The organism is Marinobacter sp. EN3, from assembly GCF_000475315.1.
Taxonomy (GTDB): Bacteria; Pseudomonadota; Gammaproteobacteria; order Pseudomonadales; family Oleiphilaceae; genus Marinobacter; species Marinobacter nauticus.
This window is the reverse complement of the sequence record NZ_AXCC01000063.1, coordinates 23,072-46,863: the sequence shown is the minus strand read 5'-3', so window position 1 is coordinate 46,863 and position 23,792 is coordinate 23,072. Positions and strand designations below refer to the sequence as shown.

General features: G+C 57.5%; 22 protein-coding genes. 19 read left to right on the top strand and 3 right to left on the bottom strand.

All coding sequences use genetic code 11. The annotated features are described in order from the left end of the window. Positions 1–9: 9 nt before the first annotated feature. Positions 10–186, bottom strand: coding sequence for a hypothetical protein (locus Q675_RS38255; RefSeq protein WP_023011884.1), 177 nt, complete (start codon positions 184–186; stop codon positions 10–12). 373 nt (positions 187–559) lie between these two features. On the opposite strand from Q675_RS38255, the gene mnmG reads away from it, so the two are divergent. The 18 genes from mnmG to Q675_RS34035 all read left to right on the top strand — a co-directional run bounded on the left by mnmG (position 560) and on the right by Q675_RS34035 (position 18,876). Further along, a complete protein-coding gene (gene mnmG, locus Q675_RS34115) occupies positions 560–2,446 on the top strand; it encodes a tRNA uridine-5-carboxymethylaminomethyl(34) synthesis enzyme MnmG (protein WP_011787287.1) in 1,887 nt (628 codons plus the stop codon). 1 nt (position 2,447) lies between these two features. Further along, a complete protein-coding gene (gene rsmG / locus Q675_RS34110; protein WP_023011883.1) occupies positions 2,448–3,092 on the top strand; it encodes a 16S rRNA (guanine(527)-N(7))-methyltransferase RsmG in 645 nt (214 codons plus the stop codon). Between the two features lie 23 nt (positions 3,093–3,115). Beyond that, positions 3,116–3,910: a ParA family protein gene (locus tag Q675_RS34105; RefSeq protein WP_014423140.1), complete on the top strand. Its 795-nt coding sequence runs from the start codon at positions 3,116–3,118 to the stop codon at positions 3,908–3,910. Between the two features lie 60 nt (positions 3,911–3,970). After that, positions 3,971–4,846, top strand: a complete 876-nt coding sequence (locus Q675_RS34100) for a ParB/RepB/Spo0J family partition protein (protein ID WP_031211705.1) — start codon at positions 3,971–3,973, stop codon at positions 4,844–4,846. Positions 4,847–5,063: 217 nt separating this feature from the next. Further along, entirely contained in the window at positions 5,064–5,456 is a 393-nt protein-coding gene (locus Q675_RS34095) for an ATP synthase subunit I (RefSeq protein ID WP_036149719.1), read from the top strand. A 15-nt stretch (positions 5,457–5,471) separates the two neighbouring features. Then, positions 5,472–6,326 (top strand): F0F1 ATP synthase subunit A, encoded by an 855-nt coding sequence (gene atpB, locus Q675_RS34090; RefSeq protein ID WP_011787282.1) that lies wholly within the window; start codon positions 5,472–5,474, stop codon positions 6,324–6,326. A 54-nt stretch (positions 6,327–6,380) separates the two neighbouring features. Beyond that, positions 6,381–6,608, top strand: a complete 228-nt coding sequence (gene atpE, locus Q675_RS34085; RefSeq protein ID WP_014423137.1) for a F0F1 ATP synthase subunit C — start codon at positions 6,381–6,383, stop codon at positions 6,606–6,608. An 86-nt stretch (positions 6,609–6,694) separates the two neighbouring features. Then, positions 6,695–7,165: a F0F1 ATP synthase subunit B gene (locus Q675_RS0119400; protein WP_011787280.1), complete on the top strand. Its 471-nt coding sequence runs from the start codon at positions 6,695–6,697 to the stop codon at positions 7,163–7,165. Positions 7,166–7,177: 12 nt separating this feature from the next. Beyond that, positions 7,178–7,714, top strand: a complete 537-nt coding sequence (locus Q675_RS34080) for a F0F1 ATP synthase subunit delta (RefSeq protein ID WP_011787279.1) — start codon at positions 7,178–7,180, stop codon at positions 7,712–7,714. Positions 7,715–7,742: 28 nt separating this feature from the next. Next, on the top strand, positions 7,743–9,287 hold the full coding sequence (gene atpA, locus Q675_RS34075; RefSeq protein ID WP_011787278.1) for a F0F1 ATP synthase subunit alpha: 1,545 nt from the start codon (positions 7,743–7,745) through the stop codon (positions 9,285–9,287). Between the two features lie 70 nt (positions 9,288–9,357). Beyond that, positions 9,358–10,221: a F0F1 ATP synthase subunit gamma gene (atpG, locus tag Q675_RS34070; RefSeq protein ID WP_011787277.1), complete on the top strand. Its 864-nt coding sequence runs from the start codon at positions 9,358–9,360 to the stop codon at positions 10,219–10,221. Between the two features lie 52 nt (positions 10,222–10,273). Further along, positions 10,274–11,668 (top strand): F0F1 ATP synthase subunit beta, encoded by a 1,395-nt coding sequence (gene atpD, locus Q675_RS34065; protein ID WP_011787276.1) that lies wholly within the window; start codon positions 10,274–10,276, stop codon positions 11,666–11,668. Positions 11,669–11,706: 38 nt separating this feature from the next. Then, positions 11,707–12,129: a F0F1 ATP synthase subunit epsilon gene (locus Q675_RS34060; RefSeq protein WP_014423136.1), complete on the top strand. Its 423-nt coding sequence runs from the start codon at positions 11,707–11,709 to the stop codon at positions 12,127–12,129. A 150-nt stretch (positions 12,130–12,279) separates the two neighbouring features. After that, on the top strand, positions 12,280–13,644 hold the full coding sequence (gene glmU / locus Q675_RS34055; RefSeq protein ID WP_023011881.1) for a bifunctional UDP-N-acetylglucosamine diphosphorylase/glucosamine-1-phosphate N-acetyltransferase GlmU: 1,365 nt from the start codon (positions 12,280–12,282) through the stop codon (positions 13,642–13,644). 29 nt (positions 13,645–13,673) lie between these two features. After that, the gene (glmS, locus tag Q675_RS34050) at positions 13,674–15,506 is read left to right on the top strand and encodes a glutamine--fructose-6-phosphate transaminase (isomerizing) (RefSeq protein WP_023011880.1); all 1,833 of its coding nucleotides are present in this window, start codon (positions 13,674–13,676) and stop codon (positions 15,504–15,506) included. Between the two features lie 189 nt (positions 15,507–15,695). Next, positions 15,696–16,172 (top strand): molybdopterin-dependent oxidoreductase, encoded by a 477-nt coding sequence (locus tag Q675_RS34045; protein ID WP_227499598.1) that lies wholly within the window; start codon positions 15,696–15,698, stop codon positions 16,170–16,172. Then, positions 16,169–18,115 carry a bifunctional diguanylate cyclase/phosphodiesterase gene (locus Q675_RS34040; protein WP_023011878.1) on the top strand — a complete coding sequence of 649 codons (1,947 nt, stop codon included), beginning with the start codon at positions 16,169–16,171 and terminating at the stop codon, positions 18,113–18,115. Before Q675_RS34045 ends, Q675_RS34040 begins: the two co-directional genes overlap by 4 nt. Further along, positions 18,112–18,876, top strand: a complete 765-nt coding sequence (locus Q675_RS34035) for a HAMP domain-containing protein (RefSeq protein WP_023011877.1) — start codon at positions 18,112–18,114, stop codon at positions 18,874–18,876. The genes Q675_RS34040 and Q675_RS34035 overlap by 4 nt, the downstream gene beginning before the upstream one ends. Before the next feature lie 8 nt (positions 18,877–18,884). Here the strand turns inward: Q675_RS34035 and Q675_RS34030 are convergent, their stop codons facing one another. Beyond that, positions 18,885–20,960, bottom strand: coding sequence for a sensor domain-containing diguanylate cyclase (locus Q675_RS34030; RefSeq protein ID WP_023011876.1), 2,076 nt, complete (start codon positions 20,958–20,960; stop codon positions 18,885–18,887). Further along, a complete protein-coding gene (locus Q675_RS34025; RefSeq protein ID WP_023011875.1) occupies positions 20,957–21,937 on the bottom strand; it encodes a substrate-binding domain-containing protein in 981 nt (326 codons plus the stop codon). Before Q675_RS34025 ends, Q675_RS34030 begins: the two co-directional genes overlap by 4 nt. Positions 21,938–22,262: 325 nt before the next feature. Here Q675_RS34025 and nhaB point away from each other — a divergent pair, with 325 nt between their 5' ends. Then, complete coding sequence (gene nhaB / locus Q675_RS34020; RefSeq protein WP_022992593.1) at positions 22,263–23,768, top strand: sodium/proton antiporter NhaB; 1,506 nt, start codon at positions 22,263–22,265, stop codon at positions 23,766–23,768. The last annotated feature ends 24 nt before the right edge of the window (positions 23,769–23,792 follow it).

Here is a 23,792-nt window from a genome sequence, read left to right as displayed (position 1 = left end):
ATCCCGGTATCAAAGGGTGTCCGGGAACAGAACCTGACCGTCCAGGACCTCATCCGGATGGATATCCACGCAGAAGATCCGGTGGCCCTGGGCCTGACGACCGCGCTGGCGAGCCTGCGTAGAAACTGGCCCTTTGTTGGTGCACTTGGGTTCAGGGGTACCGGTTTTTGCACCGTATATAGGCATTTGCTAAAAACGCTGTGGATAATTACTGGGATAATTTGCGAATAATGCCAGAGTAATTTAATTAAATTTATATTTAACAAATAGTTACCAACATTTTTGGCTGTAAGTGAAGGCATCAATTGTGTGGATAACTTTTTGAAAACTTTTTTGAAAAATGTATGACAAGGCTATGAAATCCTGAAACTTTCGGAATTTCCTTATCCTGTACGAACCCTGTTAGAGAGCCGCGTCGCACTGATATTCGGCCAAGGCCAGCCGACAGGGTTTTTATTCACCTCGTTGCTGGTTAAAATTTGCACATTCTGACTGCAATTTCCCGGGCGAGGCGTTATACTCGCCGCCCTGTTTTTTTCCCCGATTTCCGAGGTGTAGTGTGGAGTTTCCGACCCGTTTCGATGTCATTGTCATTGGTGGTGGCCATGCCGGTACTGAAGCCGCCCTGGCGGCTGCGCGCATGGGTTCGCAAACCCTGCTGCTGACCCACAACATTGAGACTCTGGGGCAGATGTCCTGTAACCCGGCCATCGGTGGCATTGGCAAGAGCCATCTGGTGAAGGAAATCGATGCCCTGGGCGGCGCCATGGCCCGGGCCACCGATCAGGCAGGCATCCAGTTCCGGGTCCTGAACAGCCGTAAGGGCCCGGCAGTGCGTGCCACCCGTGCTCAGGCGGACCGGATTCTGTACAAAGCCGCCATTCGCCATATGCTGGAAAACCAGCCCAATCTGACCCTGTTCCAGCAGGCGGCCGATGACCTGATTGTGGAAAACGACCAGGTGGTGGGCGTGGTGACCCAGACCGGCATCCGCTTCAACGCCAAAACCGTGGTCCTGACCACCGGTACCTTCCTCGGTGGCGTTATCCACATCGGTATGCAGAATCACGCCGGTGGTCGCGCCGGTGATGCGCCGGCCAATGCCCTGGCCAAACGCCTGCGGGAGTTACCGTTCAACGTTGGCCGCCTGAAAACCGGAACACCGCCGCGCATTGATGCCCGCACCGTGGATTTCTCCGCGATGCAGCAGCAGTGGGGAGACGATCCGACACCTGTGATGTCGTTTATTGGCAGCCGTGACGAACATCCGGAGCAGATCTGCTGTTACGTGACCCGCACCACCGAAGAAACCCACGACATTATCCGCAGTGGATTTGACCGCTCGCCCATGTTCGCTGGCAACATCGAAGGCGTGGGCCCGCGCTATTGCCCGTCCATCGAGGACAAGGTCAACCGCTTTGCCGACAAGGATTCGCACCAGATTTTCGTCGAGCCCGAAGGCCTGACCACCAACGAGCTGTACCCGAATGGTATTTCCACCAGCCTGCCGTTTGATATCCAGCTCAAGGCCGTGCGCTCGATACCGGGTTTCGAGAACGCCCACATCCTGCGCCCGGGTTATGCCATCGAGTATGACTATCTGAACCCGCAGGACCTGCGCCACACTCTGGAAACCAAGTTTATCCAGGGCCTGTACTTTGCCGGCCAGATCAACGGCACCACAGGTTATGAAGAAGCTGGCGCCCAGGGCTTGCTGGCGGGCATCAACGCCTCGCTGCGGGCCCGGGACCAGGAAGAGTGGTACCCGCGCCGGGATGAGGCCTATCTGGGCGTACTGGTCGACGACCTGATCACCATGGGCACCCAGGAGCCTTACCGTATGTTTACCAGCCGTGCCGAATACCGGCTGATCCTGCGGGAGGACAACGCCGACCTGCGCCTGACCGAAACCGGCCGCAAGCTGGGCTTGGTGGACGACGAACGCTGGCAGAAGTTCAGCGAGAAGTGCGAAGGCATTGCCAAAGAGCGTAGCCGCCTGGAAAGCACCCGCATCCATCCGAACACCGAGGCGGGTGAGCGAGCCAATGGCTACCTGAAACAGCCGATGACCCGTGACCAGTCTCTGGCAGAGCTGCTGCGCCGTCCGGAGATTGTCTACGATCACATCGCCGAGATCGGGGCCGAACGGGCGGAGGACCCGAACGTAGCCGATCAGGTGGAAATCGAGATCAAATACGAAGGCTATATCTCCCGGCAGGCGGACGAGATCGAGCGCCTGCGCAAGAACGAGAACACCGCGTTGCCGCTGGATCTGGATTACGACGTCATCGGTGGCCTGTCCAACGAAATCAAGCAGAAGCTCAAGGACGTGCGCCCGGAAACGGTGGCTCAGGCGTCCCGTATCCAGGGTGTGACCCCGGCGGCGGTCAGCCAGATTCTGGTGCATCTGAAAAAGCGCGACCTGTTGAAAAAGCAGAGCGCCTGAGATGAGTTATCCACAGTGGCCCGGCCAGCTTCGGGACGGCCTGGCGGCCATGAACCTGTCTTTGTCCGACAGCCAGCAGCAACAGTTGCTGGCTTTTCTGGCTCTGCTGAACAAGTGGAACAAGGCCTACAACCTGACCGCCGTGCGGGATGAGCGGGTAATGGTCTCCCGCCAGTTGCTGGACAGTCTGAGCATCCTGCCCTGGGTGACCACAGACCATTTGCTGGATGTGGGCGCCGGCGGCGGCCTGCCGGGTATTCCGCTGGCCATTGTGTTCCCGGAAAAACGCTTTACCCTGCTGGACAGCAACGGTAAGAAAACCCGATTCCTGAATCAGTGTGTGCTTGAGCTCGGGCTGGACAACGTTGAAGTTATCCACGGCCGGGCGGAAGACTGCCAGCCCGATCAGCCCTTCACCCAGATCAGCAGCCGGGCCTTCACCGCCCTGGAAAACCTGGTGACCTGGTGTGGCGGTCTGCTCGCGAATGACGGCGAGTTCCTTGCCATGAAAGGCCAGTATCCGGATGATGAAGTAGCTGCCCTTCCGGCGGACTGGCAGGTAGAATCCAGCCATTCCCTGACCGTCCCCGGAGCCGACGGTGAACGGCATTTACTGATCGTCGCCCGGGCTGAACGACACCGGTAACCCTCAACAGCAGGAGGCAAAGCATGGCGCGCGTGATTGCAGTGACCAATCAGAAAGGCGGTGTGGGCAAAACCACCACCTGCGTCAATCTTGCCGCGTCTCTGGCGGCCACCAAGCGCCGGGTGCTGCTGGTGGATATGGATCCCCAGGGGAATGCCACCATGGGCAGCGGTGTGGATAAAAATTCCCTGGAGCTGTCCGGATACGATGTGCTGACCAAACGGGCTACTCCGGCGGACGTGATCGTCCACGCTGAAGCCTCCGGTTTCGACCTGCTGCCCGCCAACGGTGACCTGACCGCCGCCGAAGTGGAGCTGATGAACGAGATTGGCCGGGAACACCGGTTACGGCTCACCCTCAACACCGTTCGGGAAAACTACGACTACATCCTGATTGATTGCCCGCCTTCGCTCAGTCTGCTGACCGTGAATGCCCTGTCTGCCGCGGATTCGGTACTGATCCCGATGCAGTGTGAATATTATGCCCTGGAAGGGCTGGCGGCACTGATGAACACCGTCCAGCAGATTCAGGAAACGGTCAATCCCAATCTGGAGATTGAGGGTATCCTGCGCACCATGTACGACCCCCGCAACAGTCTGACTCTGGATGTCTCCGGTCAGCTCAGTGAATATTTCGGTGACAAGGTTTACCGGGCGGTGATTCCCCGTAATGTCCGGCTGGCAGAAGCGCCCAGTTACGGCATGCCGGCACTCAAGTATGATCGGGTGTCCAAAGGTGCGGTGGCTTATCTGGCGCTGGCTGGCGAGATGGTACGCCGGCACGGATCGAAAAAGACATCGCCCGCGGTTGCGGTGTAACATAGATCGCCGTCAGGCAACCATGCACCCACTATTTCAACAGGAAGAATGACAACCACCATGGCGGCGAAGAAGCGAGGCTTGGGCGAACGGGGACTGGGGGCACTGCTCCAGGGCTCGAAGGTGAATCTCAATCAGGAGACCAGTGATCACGATGGTGAACTGCGTGAGATCCCGGTCGACCTGATCCAGCGTGGTCGTTATCAGCCGCGCCGGGATATGGATCCCGCCGCTCTGCAGGAACTGGCAGACTCCATTCGTCAGCAGGGCGTGATGCAGCCGGTCGTGGTGCGTCCGGTTTCGGAAGGCCGTTATGAACTGATTGCCGGTGAGCGCCGCTGGCGTGCCACCCAACTGGCAGAACTGGACCGTATTCCTGCTATTATCCGCGATGTCCCGGATGAAGCCGCCATTGCGATGGCGCTGATCGAGAACATCCAGCGCGAAAACCTGAACCCTATTGAAGAAGCTTTCGCCTTGCAGCGCCTGCAGGACGAGTTCGGCCTGACCCAGGCTCAGGTGGCCGAGGCGGTGGGCAAGTCCCGAACGACGATCACCAACCTGTTACGGTTGATCGGCCTGACCGAAGACGTAAGGGTAATGCTGGAGCATGGTGATCTGGAAATGGGCCACGGCCGTGCCATGCTCACCCTGCCACCGGAGCAGCAGATGCAGGTGGCCCGTCAGGTGGTCGCCAAATCGCTGTCGGTACGCCAGACCGAAGCCCTGGTGCGCCGGGTTCAGCAGGAAAAACCGGAAGACAAAGCCAGCGCCAAGCCGGCTCTGGATCCTAACATCCGGGCCCTGCAGGACGATCTGTCTGACCGGCTCGGTGCCCGGGTGGCGATCAATCATGGTAAACGCGGCAAAGGCAAGCTGGTGATTGAGTACAGTTCACTGGACGAGCTCGACGGCATTCTGGGCCACATCCGTTAGTCGGTCCGATAAAACCTGAAAATCATCCTAAAGTCCCGTCTGGTGCCGGAAACACCACATGTGGTTGTGGTGATCGATGAGCAACACAACCTGTGTAAAACTTCAGGTTTCGGCGGCAAAATCTGCTCACTTTTTCGCCAATTTTTCCGTGCGGTTATGTTGAACACCTATCGGTTAACACATATAATTCCGCGCGCTTGGAATGACAGCTGGTGATATGAACCGTTCTTCGAGAGCCATCACGTACGTACCACTTGGCAAGTGGTTGATTATAGAGATGGCGGTTCTGCTGATTCTGAGCCTGTTGTGGCTGTTGGAAAGTCGTTTGGCCGGGTATTCCGCCCTCATTGGCGGTCTTATTTTTGTCATACCAAACGCGTACTTTGCTCACCGCGCTTATCGTTATCAGGGTGCCCGACAGATGCACCTGGCAGTGAGCAACATATTCAGGGCAGAGAGCATCAAGCTGGCCCTTACCGCAGTGTTTTTTGCGGCCGTTTTCACTTTAATGGAGCCAGTCCACGTACCGGCTCTGTTATTCACTTTTGCTGTGATGGTTGTGTTGGGTACGGCATTGCGCTGGCTCATCCGGCCGCGACCACAGCGATGACTGGACGAGAGCAGTATGGCAGCTGATACCCCAGTAGAGTATATAAAACACCACCTCACCAACCTTACCTATGGCAAGCTCCCGGAAGGCTATGAGCGCGCGGATGGCAGTGTCGTGCAGGAGGCCACCTGGACCTTCGCACGAACTGGTCAGGAAGCCACAGACATGGGCTTTATGGCAATCCACGTCGATACCCTCGGCTGGTCAATCGCCATGGGTATTCTGTTCCTGGGCCTGTTCCGCTTTGTGGCCAACCGGGTCACCGAAGGCACGCCGAGCGGCTTGCAGAACCTGATCGAGATGACCTTTGAATTTGTTCAGGGCATCGTGCGCGATGTTTTCCACGGCAAGAATCCGCTGATTGCGCCCCTGGCGTTGACGATTTTCGTCTGGATTCTGCTGATGAACATCCTGAAGCTGATCCCCATCGACTATATTCCGTCGATCGCTCATGCGCTGGGGCTTGAGTACTTCAAGATTGTTCCGACCACCGATCCGAATGCCACCTTCGGCATGTCGATTGGTGTGTTCCTGCTGATTCTGTTCTACAGCTTCAAGGTGAAAGGCGTCAGTGGCTTCAGTAAAGAACTGGCCTTCAACCCGTTCAATCATTGGATCATGATCCCGTTCAACCTGCTGCTGGAAATTCTGGCACTGATCATCAAGCCAATCAGTCTGGCGCTGCGTCTGTTCGGTAACATGTACGCTGGTGAAGTTGTGTTTATCCTGATTGCGCTGTTGCCACTGTGGATTCAGTGGACGTTGAACGTTCCCTGGGCGATCTTCCACATCCTGGTTATTCCGCTTCAGGCCTTTATTTTTACGGTGCTCACTGTGGTTTACCTCAGCGCGGCACACGAAGATCACTGATTAACCCTTAAATAAACAAACCCTTAACTATCTGAAAAAACTGAGGAGTCTTCAATGGAAATGGTATTTATCGCAGCTGCGTTGATCATCGGTCTGGGCGCTCTGGGCGCTGGTATCGGTTTCGGTCTGCTGGGCGGCAAACTGCTTGAGTCCACTGCCCGTCAGCCGGAAATGGCCAACCAACTGCAAACCAAAGCCTTCATCATGGCTGGTCTGCTTGACGCGGTTCCCATGATCGGTGTTGGTATCGCGATGTACCTGATCTTCGTTGTTGCTGGTTAATTAAACCGAGAGCTGTGGGCGCCGGCTAAGGCCGCGCCCCTCCTTCCGGAAACCAGGACGCAACGAATAGCAAGAGGTATATCGCCGTGAATATAAACCTTACGTTGATAGGGCAATCGATTGCCTTCGCTATTTTCGTCTGGTTCTGCGTCAAATATGTATGGCCGCCGATTACGGCAGCCATGGAAGCGCGCCAGAAGAAAATTGCAGATGGCCTATCCGCGGCCGATCGGGCATCACTCGATCTCGAACTGGCCCAGGAAAAAGCCACCAAAGAACTGCAAAAGGCGAAAGAAGAAGCTGCAGCCCTGATTGACCAGGCCAACAAGCGTGCCGCCCAGATTGTGGAAGCCTCCAAAGAGGATGCCCGCAAAGAAGGCGAAAAGCTTATTGAGCAGGCCAGGGCGGAAATTCAACAGGAGCGTGTTCAGGCTCGCGACGCACTCAGAGCAGAAGTGGCCACCCTGGCCGTTGCCGGTGCCGAGAAGATTCTGGAAACCTCTGTAGACGCCAAAGCTCACAGCGAGATGCTGGAAAAGCTGGCCGCAGAACTCTAAACGAGGGTCATCATGGCAGAACTTACAACGTTAGCCCGACCCTACGCGAAGGCCGTTTTTGATGCCGCGCAGGACCAGAACGCCGTTGATCAATGGGATCAGGCTCTGGCTTTTGCCGCTCAGGTTGCGGCTGACCAAGAGGTAAAGAACATCCTGGCCAACCCCGGCCTGTCTGAGCAACGCAAGGCGGAACTCTTCGCAGAGTGTTTTGAAGAGCCGCTGCCTGAAGCACTCAGAAACTTCCTGTTGATTCTTGCTGAAAACAAGCGTCTGGCCCTGCTGCCGGAGATTTCTGCTCTGTTCCGTTTGTATCGTGCAGACCTCGAGAAGTCTGTACACCTGACAATCGATACCGCATTCGACTTGTCTGCAGACGAGCAGCAGAAACTGATCGACGCACTGTCCAAAAAGCTGGAGCGCAAGGTCGAACTCGAGACCACCGTGGATCAGTCCCTGATCGGTGGCGTGATCGTACGAACAGGCGACCTGGTTATCGACGCTTCAGTCCGTGGCAAACTGGCCAGAATGGCCAGGGCTCTGGGCTCCTGATTTCAGCACAAGGTTTGAGGACAAAGGCATGCAGCAACTGAATCCATCCGAGATCAGTGACATCATCAAGAAGAGAATCGAGAAACTCGACATCTCTTCCGAAGCAAAAAACGAAGGTACGATCCTGTCTGTATCTGACGGTATCGTGCTGATCCACGGTCTGGCCGACGTTATGTACGGCGAGATGATTGAATTTGCCAACGGCACATACGGCATGGCGCTGAACCTGGAGCGTGATTCTGTTGGTGCGGTTGTTCTGGGTGACTACGAAGGTCTGGCCGAAGGCCAGAAGGTACGTTGTACTGGTCGTATCCTGGAAGTACCCGTTGGTAACGAACTGCTGGGCCGTGTGGTTGACTCCCTGGGTAACCCCATCGACGGTAAGGGCGAGCTGGGCAACAGCCTGACCTCCCCGGTCGAGAAGGTTGCACCGGGCGTTATCGCCCGTCAGTCCGTTGACGAGCCGGTACAGACTGGTCTGAAAGCCATCGATACCATGGTTCCCATCGGCCGCGGCCAGCGTGAGCTGATCATCGGTGACCGTCAGATCGGTAAGACCGCGGTTGCCATCGACGCGATCATCAACCAGAAGCACACCGGCATCAAGTGTATCTACGTTGCCGTTGGCCAGAAGCAGTCTTCCATTGCCGCCGTTGTGCGCAAGCTGGAAGAGCACGGTGCCATGGACCACACCATCGTGGTTGCTGCTGGTGCCGCCGATCCGGCCGCCATGCAGTTCCTGGCTCCGTACGCCGGTACTTCCATGGGTGAGTTCTTCCGCGACCGCGGTGAAGACGCCCTGATCGTATACGATGACCTGTCCAAACAGGCCGTTGCCTACCGTCAGATCTCCCTGCTGCTGCGTCGTCCGCCAGGACGTGAAGCATTCCCGGGTGACGTTTTCTACCTGCACTCCCGCCTGCTGGAGCGTGCGTCCCGTGTAAATGCTGACTACGTTGAGCAGTTCACCAACGGCGAAGTGAAAGGCAAGACCGGTTCCCTGACCGCGCTGCCGATCATCGAGACTCAGGCTGGTGACGTGTCTGCGTTCGTACCGACCAACGTAATTTCCATTACCGATGGTCAGATCTTCCTGGAAACCAACCTGTTCAACTCCGGTATCCGTCCGGCCATGAACGCCGGTATCTCTGTATCCCGGGTAGGTGGTGCAGCCCAGACCAAGATCATGAAGAAGCTCGGCGGTAACATCCGTCTGGCCCTGGCCCAGTACCGGGAACTGGCGGCGTTTGCCCAGTTCGCTTCTGACCTCGACGAAGCAACTCGTAAGCAGCTGGAGCATGGTCAGCGCGTCACCGAGCTGATGAAGCAGAACCAGTACAGCCCGATGACCGTTGCGGAAATGGGTACCGTACTGTTCGCAGCGAACGAAGGCTTCCTGGACGATGTGGATGTCAACAAGGTTGTGAAGTTCGAAGCCCAACTGCTGGACTGGATGCGGTCCGAGCAGAAGGAACTTCTGGACAAGATCGGCCCTGAAGGTAACTTCAACGACGACATCACTGCCGGCCTCAAAGCTGCTCTGGAGAAATTCAAGACCACTCAGAGCTGGTAAATCCAAAAGGCCCGCCGTTGTGCGGGCCTGCTGGTCCATTTGAGTGTCTAACTTGAAAAGGCAGTGACATATGGCCGTCGGAAAAGAAATACGTAACCAGATCGGAAGCATCAAGAGCACGCAGAAGATCACGTCTGCCATGGAAATGGTAGCCGCGAGCAAGATGCGTAAGGCTCAGGAGCGTATGCAGGCAACTCGCCCGTACGCTGAAAAGATGCGCCAGGTAATCGGACACATTGCGAAGTCCAACAAGGATTACCGCCATCCGTTCATGCAGGAGCGCGAGGTCAAGCGGGTAGGCTACATTGTGGTCTCCTCTGATCGCGGTCTTTGCGGTGGTCTGAACACCAACGCGTTCAAGCTGCTCGTCAGAGAAATGCGTGAATGGAAACAACAAGGTATTGAGACCGATATCTGCGCTATTGGCCAGAAGGGTGCCTCCTTCTTCCGCAACTACGGCGGGAACGTGGTGGCAGCCGTGACGCACCTGGGCGATAGCCCGAGTGCAGATCAGCTGATCGGTAGCGTCAAGGTGATGCTGGATTCGTTCGTGGAAGGCAAGATCGACCGCCTGTTCCTGATCAGCAACGAATTCGTCAACACCATGACCCAGAGCCCGAAGGCGCTGCAGTTGCTGCCGCTGCCGGAAGGCGATGATGAAGAAATCGGTCACCAGTGGGATTACATCTACGAGCCGGATTCCCGTCCGATCCTTGACGGGCTGATGCCACGTTATATCGAATCCCAGGTGTATCAGGGTGTGGTAGAAAATCTGGCCTGTGAGCAGGCTGCCCGGATGATTGCCATGAAGAGCGCGACAGATAACGCTGGCAGCATCATTGACGAGCTTCAACTGGCCTACAACAAGGCCCGTCAGGCAGCGATCACACAAGAGATTTCGGAGATTGTGAGCGGCGCGGCATCTGTTGGTTAACGCTCACAGACCTACTGGTTTTATTGACTATCAAGATAACGAGGAACCGAGCATGAGTAGCGGACACATCGTTCAGATCATTGGCGCGGTTATCGACGTGGAATTTCCACGTGACTCCGTTCCAAGCGTTTACGACGCACTGCTGCTTGAAGGTGGCGAAACAACTCTGGAAGTCCAGCAGCAGCTGGGTGACGGCATTGTTCGTACCATCGCCATGGGCAGCACTGAGGGCCTGAAGCGTGGGCTGAAAGCAGAAAACACCGGCAAGCCGATCTCTGTACCTGTGGGTACACAGACTCTGGGCCGGATCATGGACGTTCTGGGTCGTCCCATCGACGAACAGGGCGACATCGGCGAAGAAGAGCGCTGGGCTATCCACCGCAAAGCACCGGGCTATGCCGATCAGGCAGCGTCTGCCGACCTGCTGGAAACCGGCATCAAGGTTATCGACCTGATCTGCCCGTTCGCCAAGGGTGGTAAGGTTGGTCTGTTCGGTGGTGCCGGCGTAGGCAAGACCGTAAACATGATGGAACTGATCAACAACATCGCGAAAGAGCACTCCGGTCTCTCCGTATTCGCAGGTGTTGGTGAGCGGACCCGGGAAGGTAACGACTTCTACTACGAAATGAAGGAGTCCAACGTTCTCGATAAGGTTGCCATGGTTTACGGCCAGATGAACGAGCCCCCTGGAAACCGTCTGCGTGTGGCCCTGACCGGTCTCACCATGGCTGAGAAGTTCCGTGACGAAGGCCGTGACGTACTGCTGTTCGTTGACAACATCTACCGTTACACCCTGGCCGGTACTGAGGTATCTGCACTGCTGGGTCGTATGCCTTCTGCGGTAGGTTACCAGCCGACCCTGGCGGAAGAGATGGGTCAGCTGCAGGAGCGTATCACCTCTACCAAGACCGGTTCCATCACTTCTATCCAGGCGGTCTACGTACCGGCGGATGACTTGACTGACCCGTCTCCGGCCACCACCTTCTCGCACCTTGACGCGACCGTGGTACTGAGCCGTGACATCGCTTCCAAGGGTATCTACCCGGCGATCGATCCGCTCGACTCCACCTCCCGTCAGCTGGATCCGCTGGTGATTGGTGAGCAGCACTACAACGTTGCCCGTGGTGTTCAGAACGTTCTGCAGCGCTACAAGGAACTGAAAGACATCATCGCGATCCTGGGTATGGACGAGCTGTCTGAAGACGACAAGCTGATCGTATCCCGCGCCCGTAAGATTGAGCGTTTCCTGTCGCAGCCGTTCCACGTTGCTGAAGTATTTACCGGTTCTCCGGGTAAGTACGTGTCTCTGAAAGAGACCATCGCCAGCTTCGAAGGCATTCTCAACGGTGACTACGACGACATGCCGGAGCAGGCGTTCTACATGTGCGGCGGCATCGAAGAAGCGATTGAGAAAGCTAAGGCAATGAAAGAGAAGGAAGGTAAGTAAGACACCTTTTTTCCTTTCTGACCCAAGAGGCGTATGAAATGGCTATGACCGTACATTGTGACGTCGTAAGTGCCGAGGAAAAAATCTATTCGGGCCTGGTGGAGATGCTGATCGCCACCGGTACCGAAGGTGAGCTTGGCATCCAGTATGGCCATGCTCCGCTACTGACCGAGCTGAAGCCCGGCGCAGTGCGGATCATCAAGCAGGGTGGCAGTGAGGAGATTCTGTACGTATCCGGTGGTTACCTGGAAGTACAGCCCAATCTGGTTACCCTGATGGCCGACACCGCCGTTCGTGCAAAGGATGTGGACGAAGCAGCGGCCCTGGAAGCCCAGAAGCAAGCCGAGAAGGCACTGGCGAACAAGACAGGCGAGTTCGAGTACTCGCGTGCTGCCGCCGAGCTGGCCGAAGCTGCCGCTCAGCTGCGCACCATCCAGAAGCTGCGCAAGCACCTGCGTTAAGCAGAGCCTGTGTCAGCGCCCGGACTGGCCTGACAGTGAACCGCATCCTCAGGTGGAGGGCCCGGTATTCCGGAAACGGAGTGTCGGCGATTCCACCGGGACGCGGTTTTTTCATTTATGGACGTTTTGAATACCGGAGCTGATTGCCCCATGAGCCCGTTACACGTTGTGATCCTGGCCGCAGGCCAGGGCTCCCGCATGAAATCCTCCCTGCCCAAGGTGCTGCACCCGGTGGCGGGTAAAGCCATGCTGCACCATGTGGTTGATACCGCAAAACAACTGGGCGCGGAGAAAATTCACACGGTGATTGGTCACGGGGCCGATCAGGTTCGGGCGTCTCTGGAAGACGACTCGGTGAACTGGGTGTTGCAGACCGAACAGCTGGGCACCGGCCATGCCGTGGCCCAGGCACTGCCGGCACTGCCGGATGATGCCCGGGTGTTGGTGTTGTACGGTGACGTCCCTCTGACTCGCAAAGATACCCTGGAAACCATGGTCGCCGACCTGGACGAACGGAATCTGGCTTTGCTGACGGTGGATATGGACAACCCCCACGGTTATGGCCGGATCGTTCGCAACGAACAAGGCCTGGTTCAGGCCATCGTTGAGCAGAAAGACGCGACCGCTGAACAGCAGCAGATTCAGGAAGTGAACACCGGCATTCTCGCGGTATCCGCCCGTCATCTGAAGCAATGGCTGCCCGCTCTGTCCAACAGCAATGCCCAGGGCGAGTATTATCTGACTGACATTATCGCGATGGCGGTCGACCACGGCTTGTCAGTGACGGTTTCCCAACCGCTGAATCCGTTTGAGGTTCAGGGCGTGAACAACCGCCTGCAACTGGCGGAACTGGAGCGCTGGTACCAGCGTCAGCAAGCCGAGCGTTTGATGACCGAGGGTGCATCCCTGGCGGACCCGGCCCGCATTGAGGTGCGCGGTGAGCTCACCATTGGCAACGACCTGTGGATAGACGTAAACGCGGTCTTTGAAGGCCGGGTGAGCCTCGGCAACAACGTCGTGATCGGACCCAACTGTGTGATCAAAGACGCCACCATCGCCGACGGTGCCGAGATCAAGGCCAACAGCGTGATTGAAGGTGCGGTAGTGGGTTCCAACGCCCAGATCGGGCCATTCGCACGTCTGCGCCCGGGCACTGAACTGGCCGCCAACACCAAGGTTGGCAATTTTGTCGAAACGAAGAAGGCCGTGGTGGGTGAGGGCAGCAAGATCAATCACCTCAGTTACGTTGGTGATGCCTCACTGGGCCGTAATGTGAATGTGGGTGCAGGTACCATCACCTGCAATTATGATGGTGTGAACAAACACCAGACGGTATTGGGTGACGGGGTATTTGTCGGCTCCAATACCTCACTGGTCGCTCCGGTGAACGTAGCGGAACAGGCCACCATTGGTGCCGGCTCCACCATTACCCGCGATATCAGCGAAGGGGAACTGGCGGTGGCCCGTGGCAAGCAGCGCAACATCGCCGGCTGGGAACGGCCGAAAAAAGCGTAACCAACGATTAACGAACAGGTGATAACAGCATGTGTGGGATTGTAGGAGCGGTATCTGAACGGGATGTCCAGGGTATTCTGCTGGAGGGCCTGCGCCGCCTGGAATACCGGGGGTACGACTCCGCCGGCATGGCCGTCATCAATGGCCAGCACCTGGTGCAGCGAGCCCGGGAAGTTGGCAAGGTGGCGGCCCTGGCTGATGCCATTGAAGCAAACCCCCTGGCTGGTCACCTGGGTATCGCCCACACTCGCTGGGCCACCCACGGCGAGCCCTCTCAGGTAAACGCCCATCCCCATATGTCCGGCGAGCGGCTGGCCATCGTCCATAACGGCATCATCGAGAACTACCAGGAACTACGGGATGAACTCAGGGCCGAGGGTTTTGAGTTCACCTCCCAGACCGATACCGAGGTGGTCGCGCATCTGATCGAGAAATACTTCCGTGAACAGGGCAAACTCTACGAGGCGGTAAAGGCGGCCATTCAGCGTCTGCGCGGTGCCTACGCCCTGGCCGTTGTTCATGCCGATGAGCCGGATCACCTGGTGGTCTGTCGCGAGGGCAGCCCTCTGGTGGTTGGCGTCGGTATTGGCGAGAATTTCATCGCGTCTGACCAGCTGGCCCTGTTGCCGGTGACCGACCGCTTCATGTTCCTGGAAGAGGGCGATATCGCCGATATCCGCAAGGACAACATCCGCATCCACGATCGCAGTGGTCAGCCGGTGGAGCGGACCATTACCCGTTTTGAACACGGTGCTGACTCTGCGGACAAAGGTGAATACCGCCACTTCATGCTCAAGGAAATCTACGAGCAACCGAAAGTGATCAAGGCCACCATGGAAGGCCGGATCACCGACAGCCGGGTCCTGGAGCAAGCCTTGGGAACCGATGCGGCCAACCTGCTGGATAACGTCCGTCACGTGCAGATCATCGCCTGTGGCACTTCGTACCATGCCGGCATGGTGGCCCGCTACTGGATTGAGGAACTGGCCGGCGTGCCTTGTTCGGTGGAAGTCGCTTCCGAGTTCCGCTACCGCAAACACGTGATTCAGCCCGACACCCTGTTCCTGTGCATTTCCCAGTCCGGTGAAACCGCCGACACTCTGGCGGCATTGCGTCAGGCCAAACAGGCTGGCTTCCGCGCGGCTCTGGCCATCTGCAACGTGCCGGGCAGCTCGCTGGTGCGGGAATCCGATCTGGTCATCATGACCCAGGCCGGTCCGGAAATTGGTGTGGCGTCGACCAAGGCGTTCACCACCCAGCTGACCGCCTTGCTGATCTTCACCCTGGCGCTGGCGCGCCATAATGGCCTGAGTGAAGAGAAAGAGGCAGACATCGTTGCCGCCATTCATCAGTTGCCCAAGCAGGTGAGTGATATCCTCGCCCTGGATGCCGACATTGAAGAGATGTCCAAGGCGTTTATGGACAAGAACCACAGCCTGTTCCTGGGCCGCGGTTCCCAGTTCCCGGTGGCGATGGAAGGGGCCCTCAAGCTCAAGGAAATCTCTTACATCCACGCCGAGGCCTATCCCGCCGGCGAGCTCAAACACGGTCCGCTAGCCTTGGTGGACAGTGAAATGCCGGTAGTCACGGTGGCACCGAACAACGACCTGGTGGAAAAGCTGAAATCCAATCTGGAGGAAGTTCGCGCCCGTGGCGGTGAGCTGTTCGTGTTTGCCGACAAGGCGGCGGACGTGAAGCCGGAAGAAGGCATCCACGTGATGCAACTGCCGTCCGTGCACGAGATCACCGCGCCCATCGTGTACACCGTACCGCTGCAGTTGCTGTCTTATCACGTGGCGGTGTTGAAGGGTACGGATGTGGACCAGCCGCGGAACCTGGCCAAGAGTGTGACGGTGGAATAACCGGTCTTTCCCTTCCAGGTGTTTGAAAAGCCCGTTGCGCGCATCAGCCAGCGGGCTTTTTTCGTTCTCTCGGTGTTTTAAACGATTTCACAAATTAGATGCACTGTGTAACCAAGTGGTACTGGCTGAAAATCGCGCCCGCCACTATGATGCCTGTCCAAATTATGATCAACAGGATGGGTGTTTCCGATGAATGATCGTCTCCGATCAATGTTAGGCCTGGCCATTCTCCTCCTCATTACCTTCGGCTCGGCCTCTGCCCAGACGCTCGAAATTACCGATGGAAAGGAGACTCTGGTGCTGGATCGGGCACTGTTGGAGAGTTTTCCACAGTCAGTCATCGAGACCACCAGTCCTTACTACGAAGGCACCGCCGAGTTCTCCGGCCCAACGCTGGCAAGGGTCATTGAGCGTTTTGGCAGCACCGGGGCCAGCGCGGTCACCCTGGTGGCTCTGAATGGTTACAAGGTGTCAGGGTCGATGAAGGAACTGATGAGCCTGGACGCCATTGTGTCCACCCGCCAGAACGGCGAGCCGATGAGCATCCGCCAGCGTGGTCCCTACTGGATCATGTTGCCGTTATCGGAGCGGCCTGAGCTGGACAGTGAGGATTTCCACCGTTACATGGTCTGGCAGCTCAACCGGATTGAACTCACGCAGGAATGAACAGCCAATCTGTTCTGGCGGGACTCTTCTCCCGCATCACCGTGGTCCTGTTGTTCTCCGTGGTGGGTGTCTTGCTGTCCGCCAGTTTTTACACCTATCTCCAGGATCGCAAACTGCAGAGTGTCTCGCTCAGTGCCCTGAGAATGGCGTCCTGGAACCTGGTTCGTCTCGGCAGCGAAGCAAGCGCCCTGGATAGGGAGTTGTCGCTGCTTGATCGCGGTGTCGGCGAGCCTGCTCAGGTTACCCTGAGGTACGACGTTCTCTGGAGCCGCTACGATTACCTCCTGACCAGCAAGGAGTCTGCGCCCACCCGAGAACACGACAACAATGCGGCTCGCCTGCAGGATCTGTTCACCCGTTTGCAGGCGCTGGAGGACCCTCTTACCCGACGCCTCGCCGGAGACCCTACCGGCTGGTCTGACGCCATGGCGGCATGGCATCGGCAGTGGCAGGACGTTATGCAGCTGGTTACCGATAACTTTGTGGGCGATGAAACCAGTCGGTTGATGAGCAGCGTGGAAGCCTCCCGGGACAGGCTGGCCAAGCTCCGGATACTGACACTGGTCGCCTTGGCGGTAGTTTTCGGCTATCTGGCGCTGGGAATGGCATTCCTGCGCAAGCAGTCAAAGACCGATCCGGTCACCGGGTTGCCCAACAGCCATTATTTGCATTCCCTCGCAGGCGTGGACCCTCGCGTCAGCATCATTACCTGCGCCATTCAGAAATACACGCTGGTGCTCAGTGAATATGGCCAGGAGGGCGCAACTTCGCTTACCCAGGCATTTGCTCGTAAACTCCAGCGCGAATTGTCGTCTGATGATCAGCTCATCCAGGTGTCGGCCAGTGAGTTTGTGATTCTACTGGCGCCCCTGGAGCCCGAGTTCGTTGAGTCTTCGGTCTACCAGCTGGTGTCTGCGACCCGCTTTGACTGGCGGATTGGCGATTCCGTCTGGCATGCCTCAGCCGTTTTCGGCGTGGCGCCGCCCTGCGCCGGAAAAGCAGGTGACTGGCAGATCCGCTATCAGCAGGCGCATCGTGCATTGGTCCAGGCCTCGGAGGAAAACCAGTCCTATTTCATTGACGGAGAAGCTCTGCGCCGGCGGATACTGGAAGAACGCCAGATTCACGCAGGTCTGCTCAGCCTGTTTAATGAGGAACCTGGTGCGTTGATACTCCGGCTGGTCTATCAGCCCATCGTCAGTGCGTCCGACGTGAACCTTGTAACCGGGGCCGAAGTCCTGTTGCGCTGCGAACACGAGAGCCTGGGATTCATCCCGCCCAATCGCGTGGTAGAGCTCTGCGAGCGCTATGGTCTGGGGGAACAGCTGGGTTGTTGGCTGTTCCGCAGGGTTGCCGCGGAAACCCGGCAGCTGTATTCCGGGCTCCGGTATACCGGCAACCTCTCGATCAACCTCAACCCCGCCATGTTGTCCATGAAGCTGATCGGAAACGTTGAACGGCTACTGCTCGAGCCCGGTATCCCCGCGGCGGCCTTATGCATGGAGATTACCGAGGACAACGCGGCTCTGGAGTTTGGCAACATCAATGATGTGATTGAAGCGTTGCATGGTCTCGGCATTACCTTTGCCCTGGACGATTTCGGCACCGGCCACTCGTCCCTGGAATACGTCCGGGAGCTCAAGGTCGACAGGCTGAAGATCGACCGTTGCTTCGTTGAGGGCATTGAGCTGGATGCCAACAAAGCCAGGTTCCTGGCATCCATTGTGTCGATGGCCAACCAGGCGTTCATGAAGAGCGTGATTGAGGGGGTGGAGAACGAGTCCCAATGGCAGCAAGTGGAGTCATTCGGGGATGTTCTGGTGCAGGGCTACTACGCTCACAAGCCGATGTCATTCAACGACTATCTGGGTTTGCTTCTGGATGCCAAAACGCGCTGGCCCACCCCGGATTCCGCTCGGGCAATTGCGGAGGTCCGGGTATGAAGCTGTCACTGCGAGTCCAGGCGGTCATTGGTATCGGCACCATTGAAGTAGCGATACTGGTGGTTCTGTTGTACTCCGTATTCCACTTCATGGATGGCTCTATCCACCAGGAGGTGGATCGCCGTGCTCAATCCATCGCCCGGGTATTGGCAGCCAATGCCGTTGATAACCTGCTGCTTGGCAATCGAGTGGGACTGCAGGATCTGGTCAGCGCCACTGCGCGTGCTGATGGCATCGAATTCGCCCGTATTCTGGATTATGAGGGCCGGCTGTTGGTGGAAGCGGGCTCTCCCGAGAGCTTGAAGCAGCCGTTCGAGCGTTCCCGCAGAGCCGAAGCACTTCCGGACCTTTACATGGCGAAGGCGGTGATTACCCAGGCGGGACTGGGTTATGGGTCGGTGGAAATCGGACTGGATTTATCCGGCCAGAAACGGGCCATGGCCGGAGCTAAGCGGAACAGCGTGATGATCGCCGGGCTTGAGGTGCTGACGGCCGCGCTGTTCTCCATGCTTGCCGGTCATTACCTGGTCCGGCGCCTACGCCGGATTCGTCGTTTTCTGAAGTCCGTGAACCAGGGGGATTACCTGCAACGCCTGGATGACCACGGAACCGATGAGGTATCCGACATTGCTGCCGAGATTGATCAGCTTGCGGATCGGTTGGTCTGGGAGAAAAGTACGCGGGACGCGCGCATTCATGAGCTTGAAGTACAGAACAAGCTGCTGCAGACCAAGCTGGCAGAACAGCTCCGAAAAGGTTGAAGGCAGAGCTATTCCTGATCTCCGGCCGGCACAGCTTTGGTGTCGTCTGTGTGGTCCAGACCGTTGAAGAACCGCACCTGATTCTTGCCTCTTTGTTTGGCCTGGTACATGGCGATGTCGGCTTGCCTTAGCAGTACTTCGGCATCAATATCCGGCACCTGTGGATAAAAACTGACGCCAAGGCTGGCAGAGACCTGAACGGTTCGTTCGAGCAGTTCGACCGGCTCCGACAATGCCGACAGCAGTCGGGACAGGATGGTTTTGCAGTCAGGCCCGGACGAAAGCTCCGGCAGCAATACCACAAACTCATCCCCACCCAGTCGTGCAACGGTGTCGCATTCCCTCAGGATGCCTTTCATTCGCCTGGCCAGTGTGACCAGGAGTTCGTCGCCGGTGGCATGGCCATAGGTGTCATTAACGGCCTTGAAGCCATCCAGATCCAGGAACACCACAGCCAGTAAATCCCCGTGCCGTCGGGTAGAGGCGACTGCGTGCTGAAGCCGCTCCCCCAGCAGCAGCCGGTTGGGAAGGCCGGTCAGGGGATCGTAGTGGGCAATATGACGAAGCTGTTCTTCGGTCTGTTTGAGGTGGGAAATATCCGCGAACAGCGTGACATAATGCTCCACCTCTCCCTCCCGGCTGCGCACCGCCGCGATGGTCATCAGTGAGGGCAGCAACGAGCCATTCTGGCAACGTATCCAGTACTCACCACTCCATACTCCCTTGGCATCAAGCGATGCCAGCACCTGATGCCGAAAATCCCGGGAGTACTGGTCAGAGGCCAGGATATCCTCGTAATACTGCTCCAGAACGTGTTCCCGGGCGTATCCGGTCAGCGCGCTGAAGGCGGCGTTTACGTCCAGAATTCGTCCCTGTGCACTGGTCAGTACAATGCCTTCCCGGGCATGGCGAAACACACCCGCTGCCATCGACAGGCTGGCCTCCGCCCGCTTGCGTTCCGTAATGTCCTGATGGGTGCCGTACATAAGCGAGGGCTGGCCCTGGTCATCCCAGGATTGCACCTGGCCACGGTCGAGAACCCAGACCCAGTGACCGTCCTTGTGTCGCATCCGGGCCTCACATTCGTAATAGGCCAGCTCGCCGCGGAAATGCCGCTCCAGCAGCTCGGCGCTGCGCTGCAGATCATCCGGATGCGCCAGGTTCATCCAGGTGTCGATCGATACCGGCGCCAGTTCCTCCAGGGTATAGCCTGCGATCTCGGCCCAGCGTTTGTTGTAGACGGTTTCTCCCGTCTGGACATTCCACGCCCAGGTACCCGACCGGGTCCCGCTGATAATGTTCTCCAGCCGACTTCGTTCCAGCTTCAGTTGCTCCCGTGAGGCTTTGATGGACTCGAGCATGGTGTTGATGCCATCACTCAGCACGGCCAGCTCCCGATACTGGAACGGAGGCACGGGCTGGAGCGGAATACCCTCGGCATCCTTGTTCCTGAGCGCGTCATCGATGGCGACAATGGAACGGAAAACCGAGCGGTGGAGCACCGTGCCGAGTAAAGCCGACAGGGTGAGCGCGAGAGCCAGTACCGTCAGCAGTTCCTCAAGCACTACCCGCTCCAACTTTGCCACCAGCAGGTCATCCGCGGCGTAGATCCGGATTGTACCCAGTACTTCATCGTTGCCGCCCACTATGGGCGCACTGGCTTGGTAAAACGCCTGGGCAAGCTCATGCTGAACCGGTTGGGTGCGTTGCTGGAACAATCTGTATTGGCCGTTCTGTTGCCGCAGTTGGCCATACAGGTAGTAGGGCTGGCCGAGAATCCGGCCCATCTCATAGTCTTCGAGTATCACCGCGAAGTGTTGTTTCAGGGCCATCTCGGTGGCAATCAGGCTTTCGTATTCGTGCACCGAGTAGGATTCGATAAATGGGGCAATGCTCCGGCTCAGACGTTCAAGACTCTCGTGGACATCCTGTTCGATGCCCGCCGTAATCTCTGCCCGGGCGGTGCTGTAAACATACACCGCATGCAACAGAAATACGCCCGCGATAACGGCCACTACCAGAGACGTAGTGCGGCCCAGTAAAGAGGGGTAACCAGAGGTGTTTGCGGCCACTTGTTTCATCATGGTTGCGACCGGTTACCCAGAACGTTGCGCTGGATGGTCGGCAGGAGTTGCTCCAGATTACTTCGGTGTACCGGTAACACCGGCAGCCGCTGGACCTTTTCAACCGGTGCACCCGACAGGTGCCGATGCATTGCCTCCACGGCGGTTTCGCCCATCAGGAATGGCTGCTGCATCCCGGCCGCCACGAGGTCGCCAGAACGGATCATGGCCAGAAACTCGGGTTCGGCGTCAAAGCAGATCAGCAGGATCTGGCCGGTTTTGCCGGATTCCCAAATGGCATCCAGCGCGCCCCGGTATCGATTGGAGCCCTGTAACCAGATGGCTCGGAGCTGTGGATTGTCCTGAATCAGACGTCGACTGAATTCATAGGTCTCGCGGTAGGAAAAATCCGCTTGCTGGTAGATGCCGGCGGTGCTGACACCATGCTCCTCCAGGGCCCGCAGAAAGCCTTCGGTCCGGGCCTTGCCGTTGGCTCGCTTCTGGGGAATGGCGACAATCCCCACCGTCCCGTCCATCCAGCCTTTCTCGTCCAGAGCGACAACCAGCAGTTCGCCCAGATTGTAGGCGCCCTGGTCATTGTCGGATTCGATATAGCTCACATAGTTGTCCGACTTGGCGCCAATGTCTGAAATCACGACCGGAATACCGGCTTGTTCTGCAAGCTTGAGAACCGTGACGGCGGCGGAGGATTGGGTCGGGGAGAGGATGATGCCGTCAACGCCGGAGTCAATCGCGGCAACGGTCGCTTCCAGTTCTCGTCGGGACAGGTTGTCAGCGCTGTGTACCGATAACTCATAGCCCAGTTCAGTAGCCTTCTGGTGAATGCCCCGGGCCATGATGTCCCAGAACGGGATACGAATGTCGGGAACCAGATAGGCCAGCGTGCGTTCCTGAGCCGCAGCGTCGGATGCCGGGTTGAGCATCAGGATCAGAACAACGGGAAGTGCCCGGAATACACGGACCAGAGAGTGTTTCATGCCGACATCGTATTGCTGGAAAGCGGCCTATTTTACTGTGTGTAACTTGGCGACATATAGTTCTTTGGGATGATCTTTATCAAATTGTTGGTGAATACTTGCTTCCCGCAAGGTCGCTGGCAAAGGCGGAGGGCCGCCGCTGGATAACTCGCGTCGTTGACCAATTCCCGGTAAACTAGGCGCCCTGCCAGGGGTACGCCCCGCCTACACCTGAATGTGGGCCTTTCTACCACCTTCGGGCCATTACCCCGGGCACAAATATCAAGGAAGATAACGGCTTCATGCCGCATACTTCTCCGGCAGTCATCTTCAGAAGAATTGTGTAATGCCCAACACCGTAATTGCTGGCTTCACCCATAATTTTCTTGGCAAGGCACCCGTCTGGTACAAGCAGGTTATTCTGCTATTCCTGATTGCCAATCCCGTCGTGATGTACGTGCTTGGACCGGGCGTTGCAGGCTGGCTGCTGATCGGCGAGTTCATTTTTACCCTGGCAATGGCGCTGAAATGCTACCCACTGCTCCCGGGGGGCTTGCTGGCGGTGGAGGCCCTGCTGATCGGGCTGACGTCCGCGGATGCGGTGTACCATGAGGTTCTGACCAATTTCCCGGTCATCCTGCTGCTGATGTTCATGGTGGCGGGTATTTACTTCATGAAAGAGCTGCTGCTGGTGACCTTCACCCAGATTCTGGTGGGGGTGCGGTCCAAGTCGGCGTTGTCGCTGCTGTTCTGCAGCGCTGCAGCGGTGCTGTCTGCGTTTCTCGATGCCCTGACCGTCACCGCCGTCATCATCAGCGTTGCGGTAGGTTTCTTCTCGGTCTATCACAAGGTGGCATCCGGCAAGGGTTACCAGCAGAAAGACCACAACACCAACAGCGACGACGAAGTGATTGAGCTGCACCGGGAAGATCTGGAAAACTTCCGTGCCTTTCTCCGCAGCCTGCTGATGCACGGGGCGATCGGTACCGCTCTGGGCGGCGTCGCCACCATGGTGGGTGAACCCCAGAACCTGCTGATCGCCAAGGTGGTTGGCTGGGATTTCGCCGGCTTTTTCCTGCACATGGCACCGGTGAGTATTCCGGTTTTGTTCGCCGGTCTGGCCACGTGCTGGGCGCTGGAGAAACTACGCTGGTTTGGATACGGCGGTCGACTGCCCAAGCCGGTGCGACGGGTGTTGGAAGAGTTCGCTGATAATGAAAAGGCTCGGCGCACCAAGTCTGATCAGGCGGCGCTCTGGATTCAGGCGGTGGCCGCGGTCATTCTGGTGTTTGGTCTGGCATTCCACATCGCCGAAGTAGGATTGATTGGCCTGCTGGTGATTATCCTGATTACCTCCTTTACCGGCGTGACGGACGAACACCAGATTGGCAAGGCGTTCCAGGAATCCCTGCCCTTTACCTCATTGCTGGTGGTGTTTTTCGCCGTGGTGGCGGTGATTCACGAGCAGCACCTGTTCAAACCGATCATTGATTACGTACTGGCGCTGCCTGAAGGCCAGCAGCCGGGCATGTTCTTCATTGCCAACGGGCTGTTGTCGATGATCAGCGACAACGTGTTTGTGGCGACCGTCTACATCAGCGAAGTGAAACAGGCGCTGGACGCCGGCAGCATCAGCTACGAGCACTTCCAGACCCTGGCCGTAGCCATCAATACCGGTACCAACCTGCCGAGCGTAGCTACACCCAATGGCCAGGCGGCGTTCCTGTTCCTGCTGACCTCAGCCATTGCACCTCTGGTGCGTTTGTCCTACGGGCGCATGGTGATCATGGCGTTGCCTTACACCATCGTGATGGGGGGCGTCGGTCTGTACATGGTCACCCACGCGTTCTGAGTCAAGGTTTTGCATATTTCACCG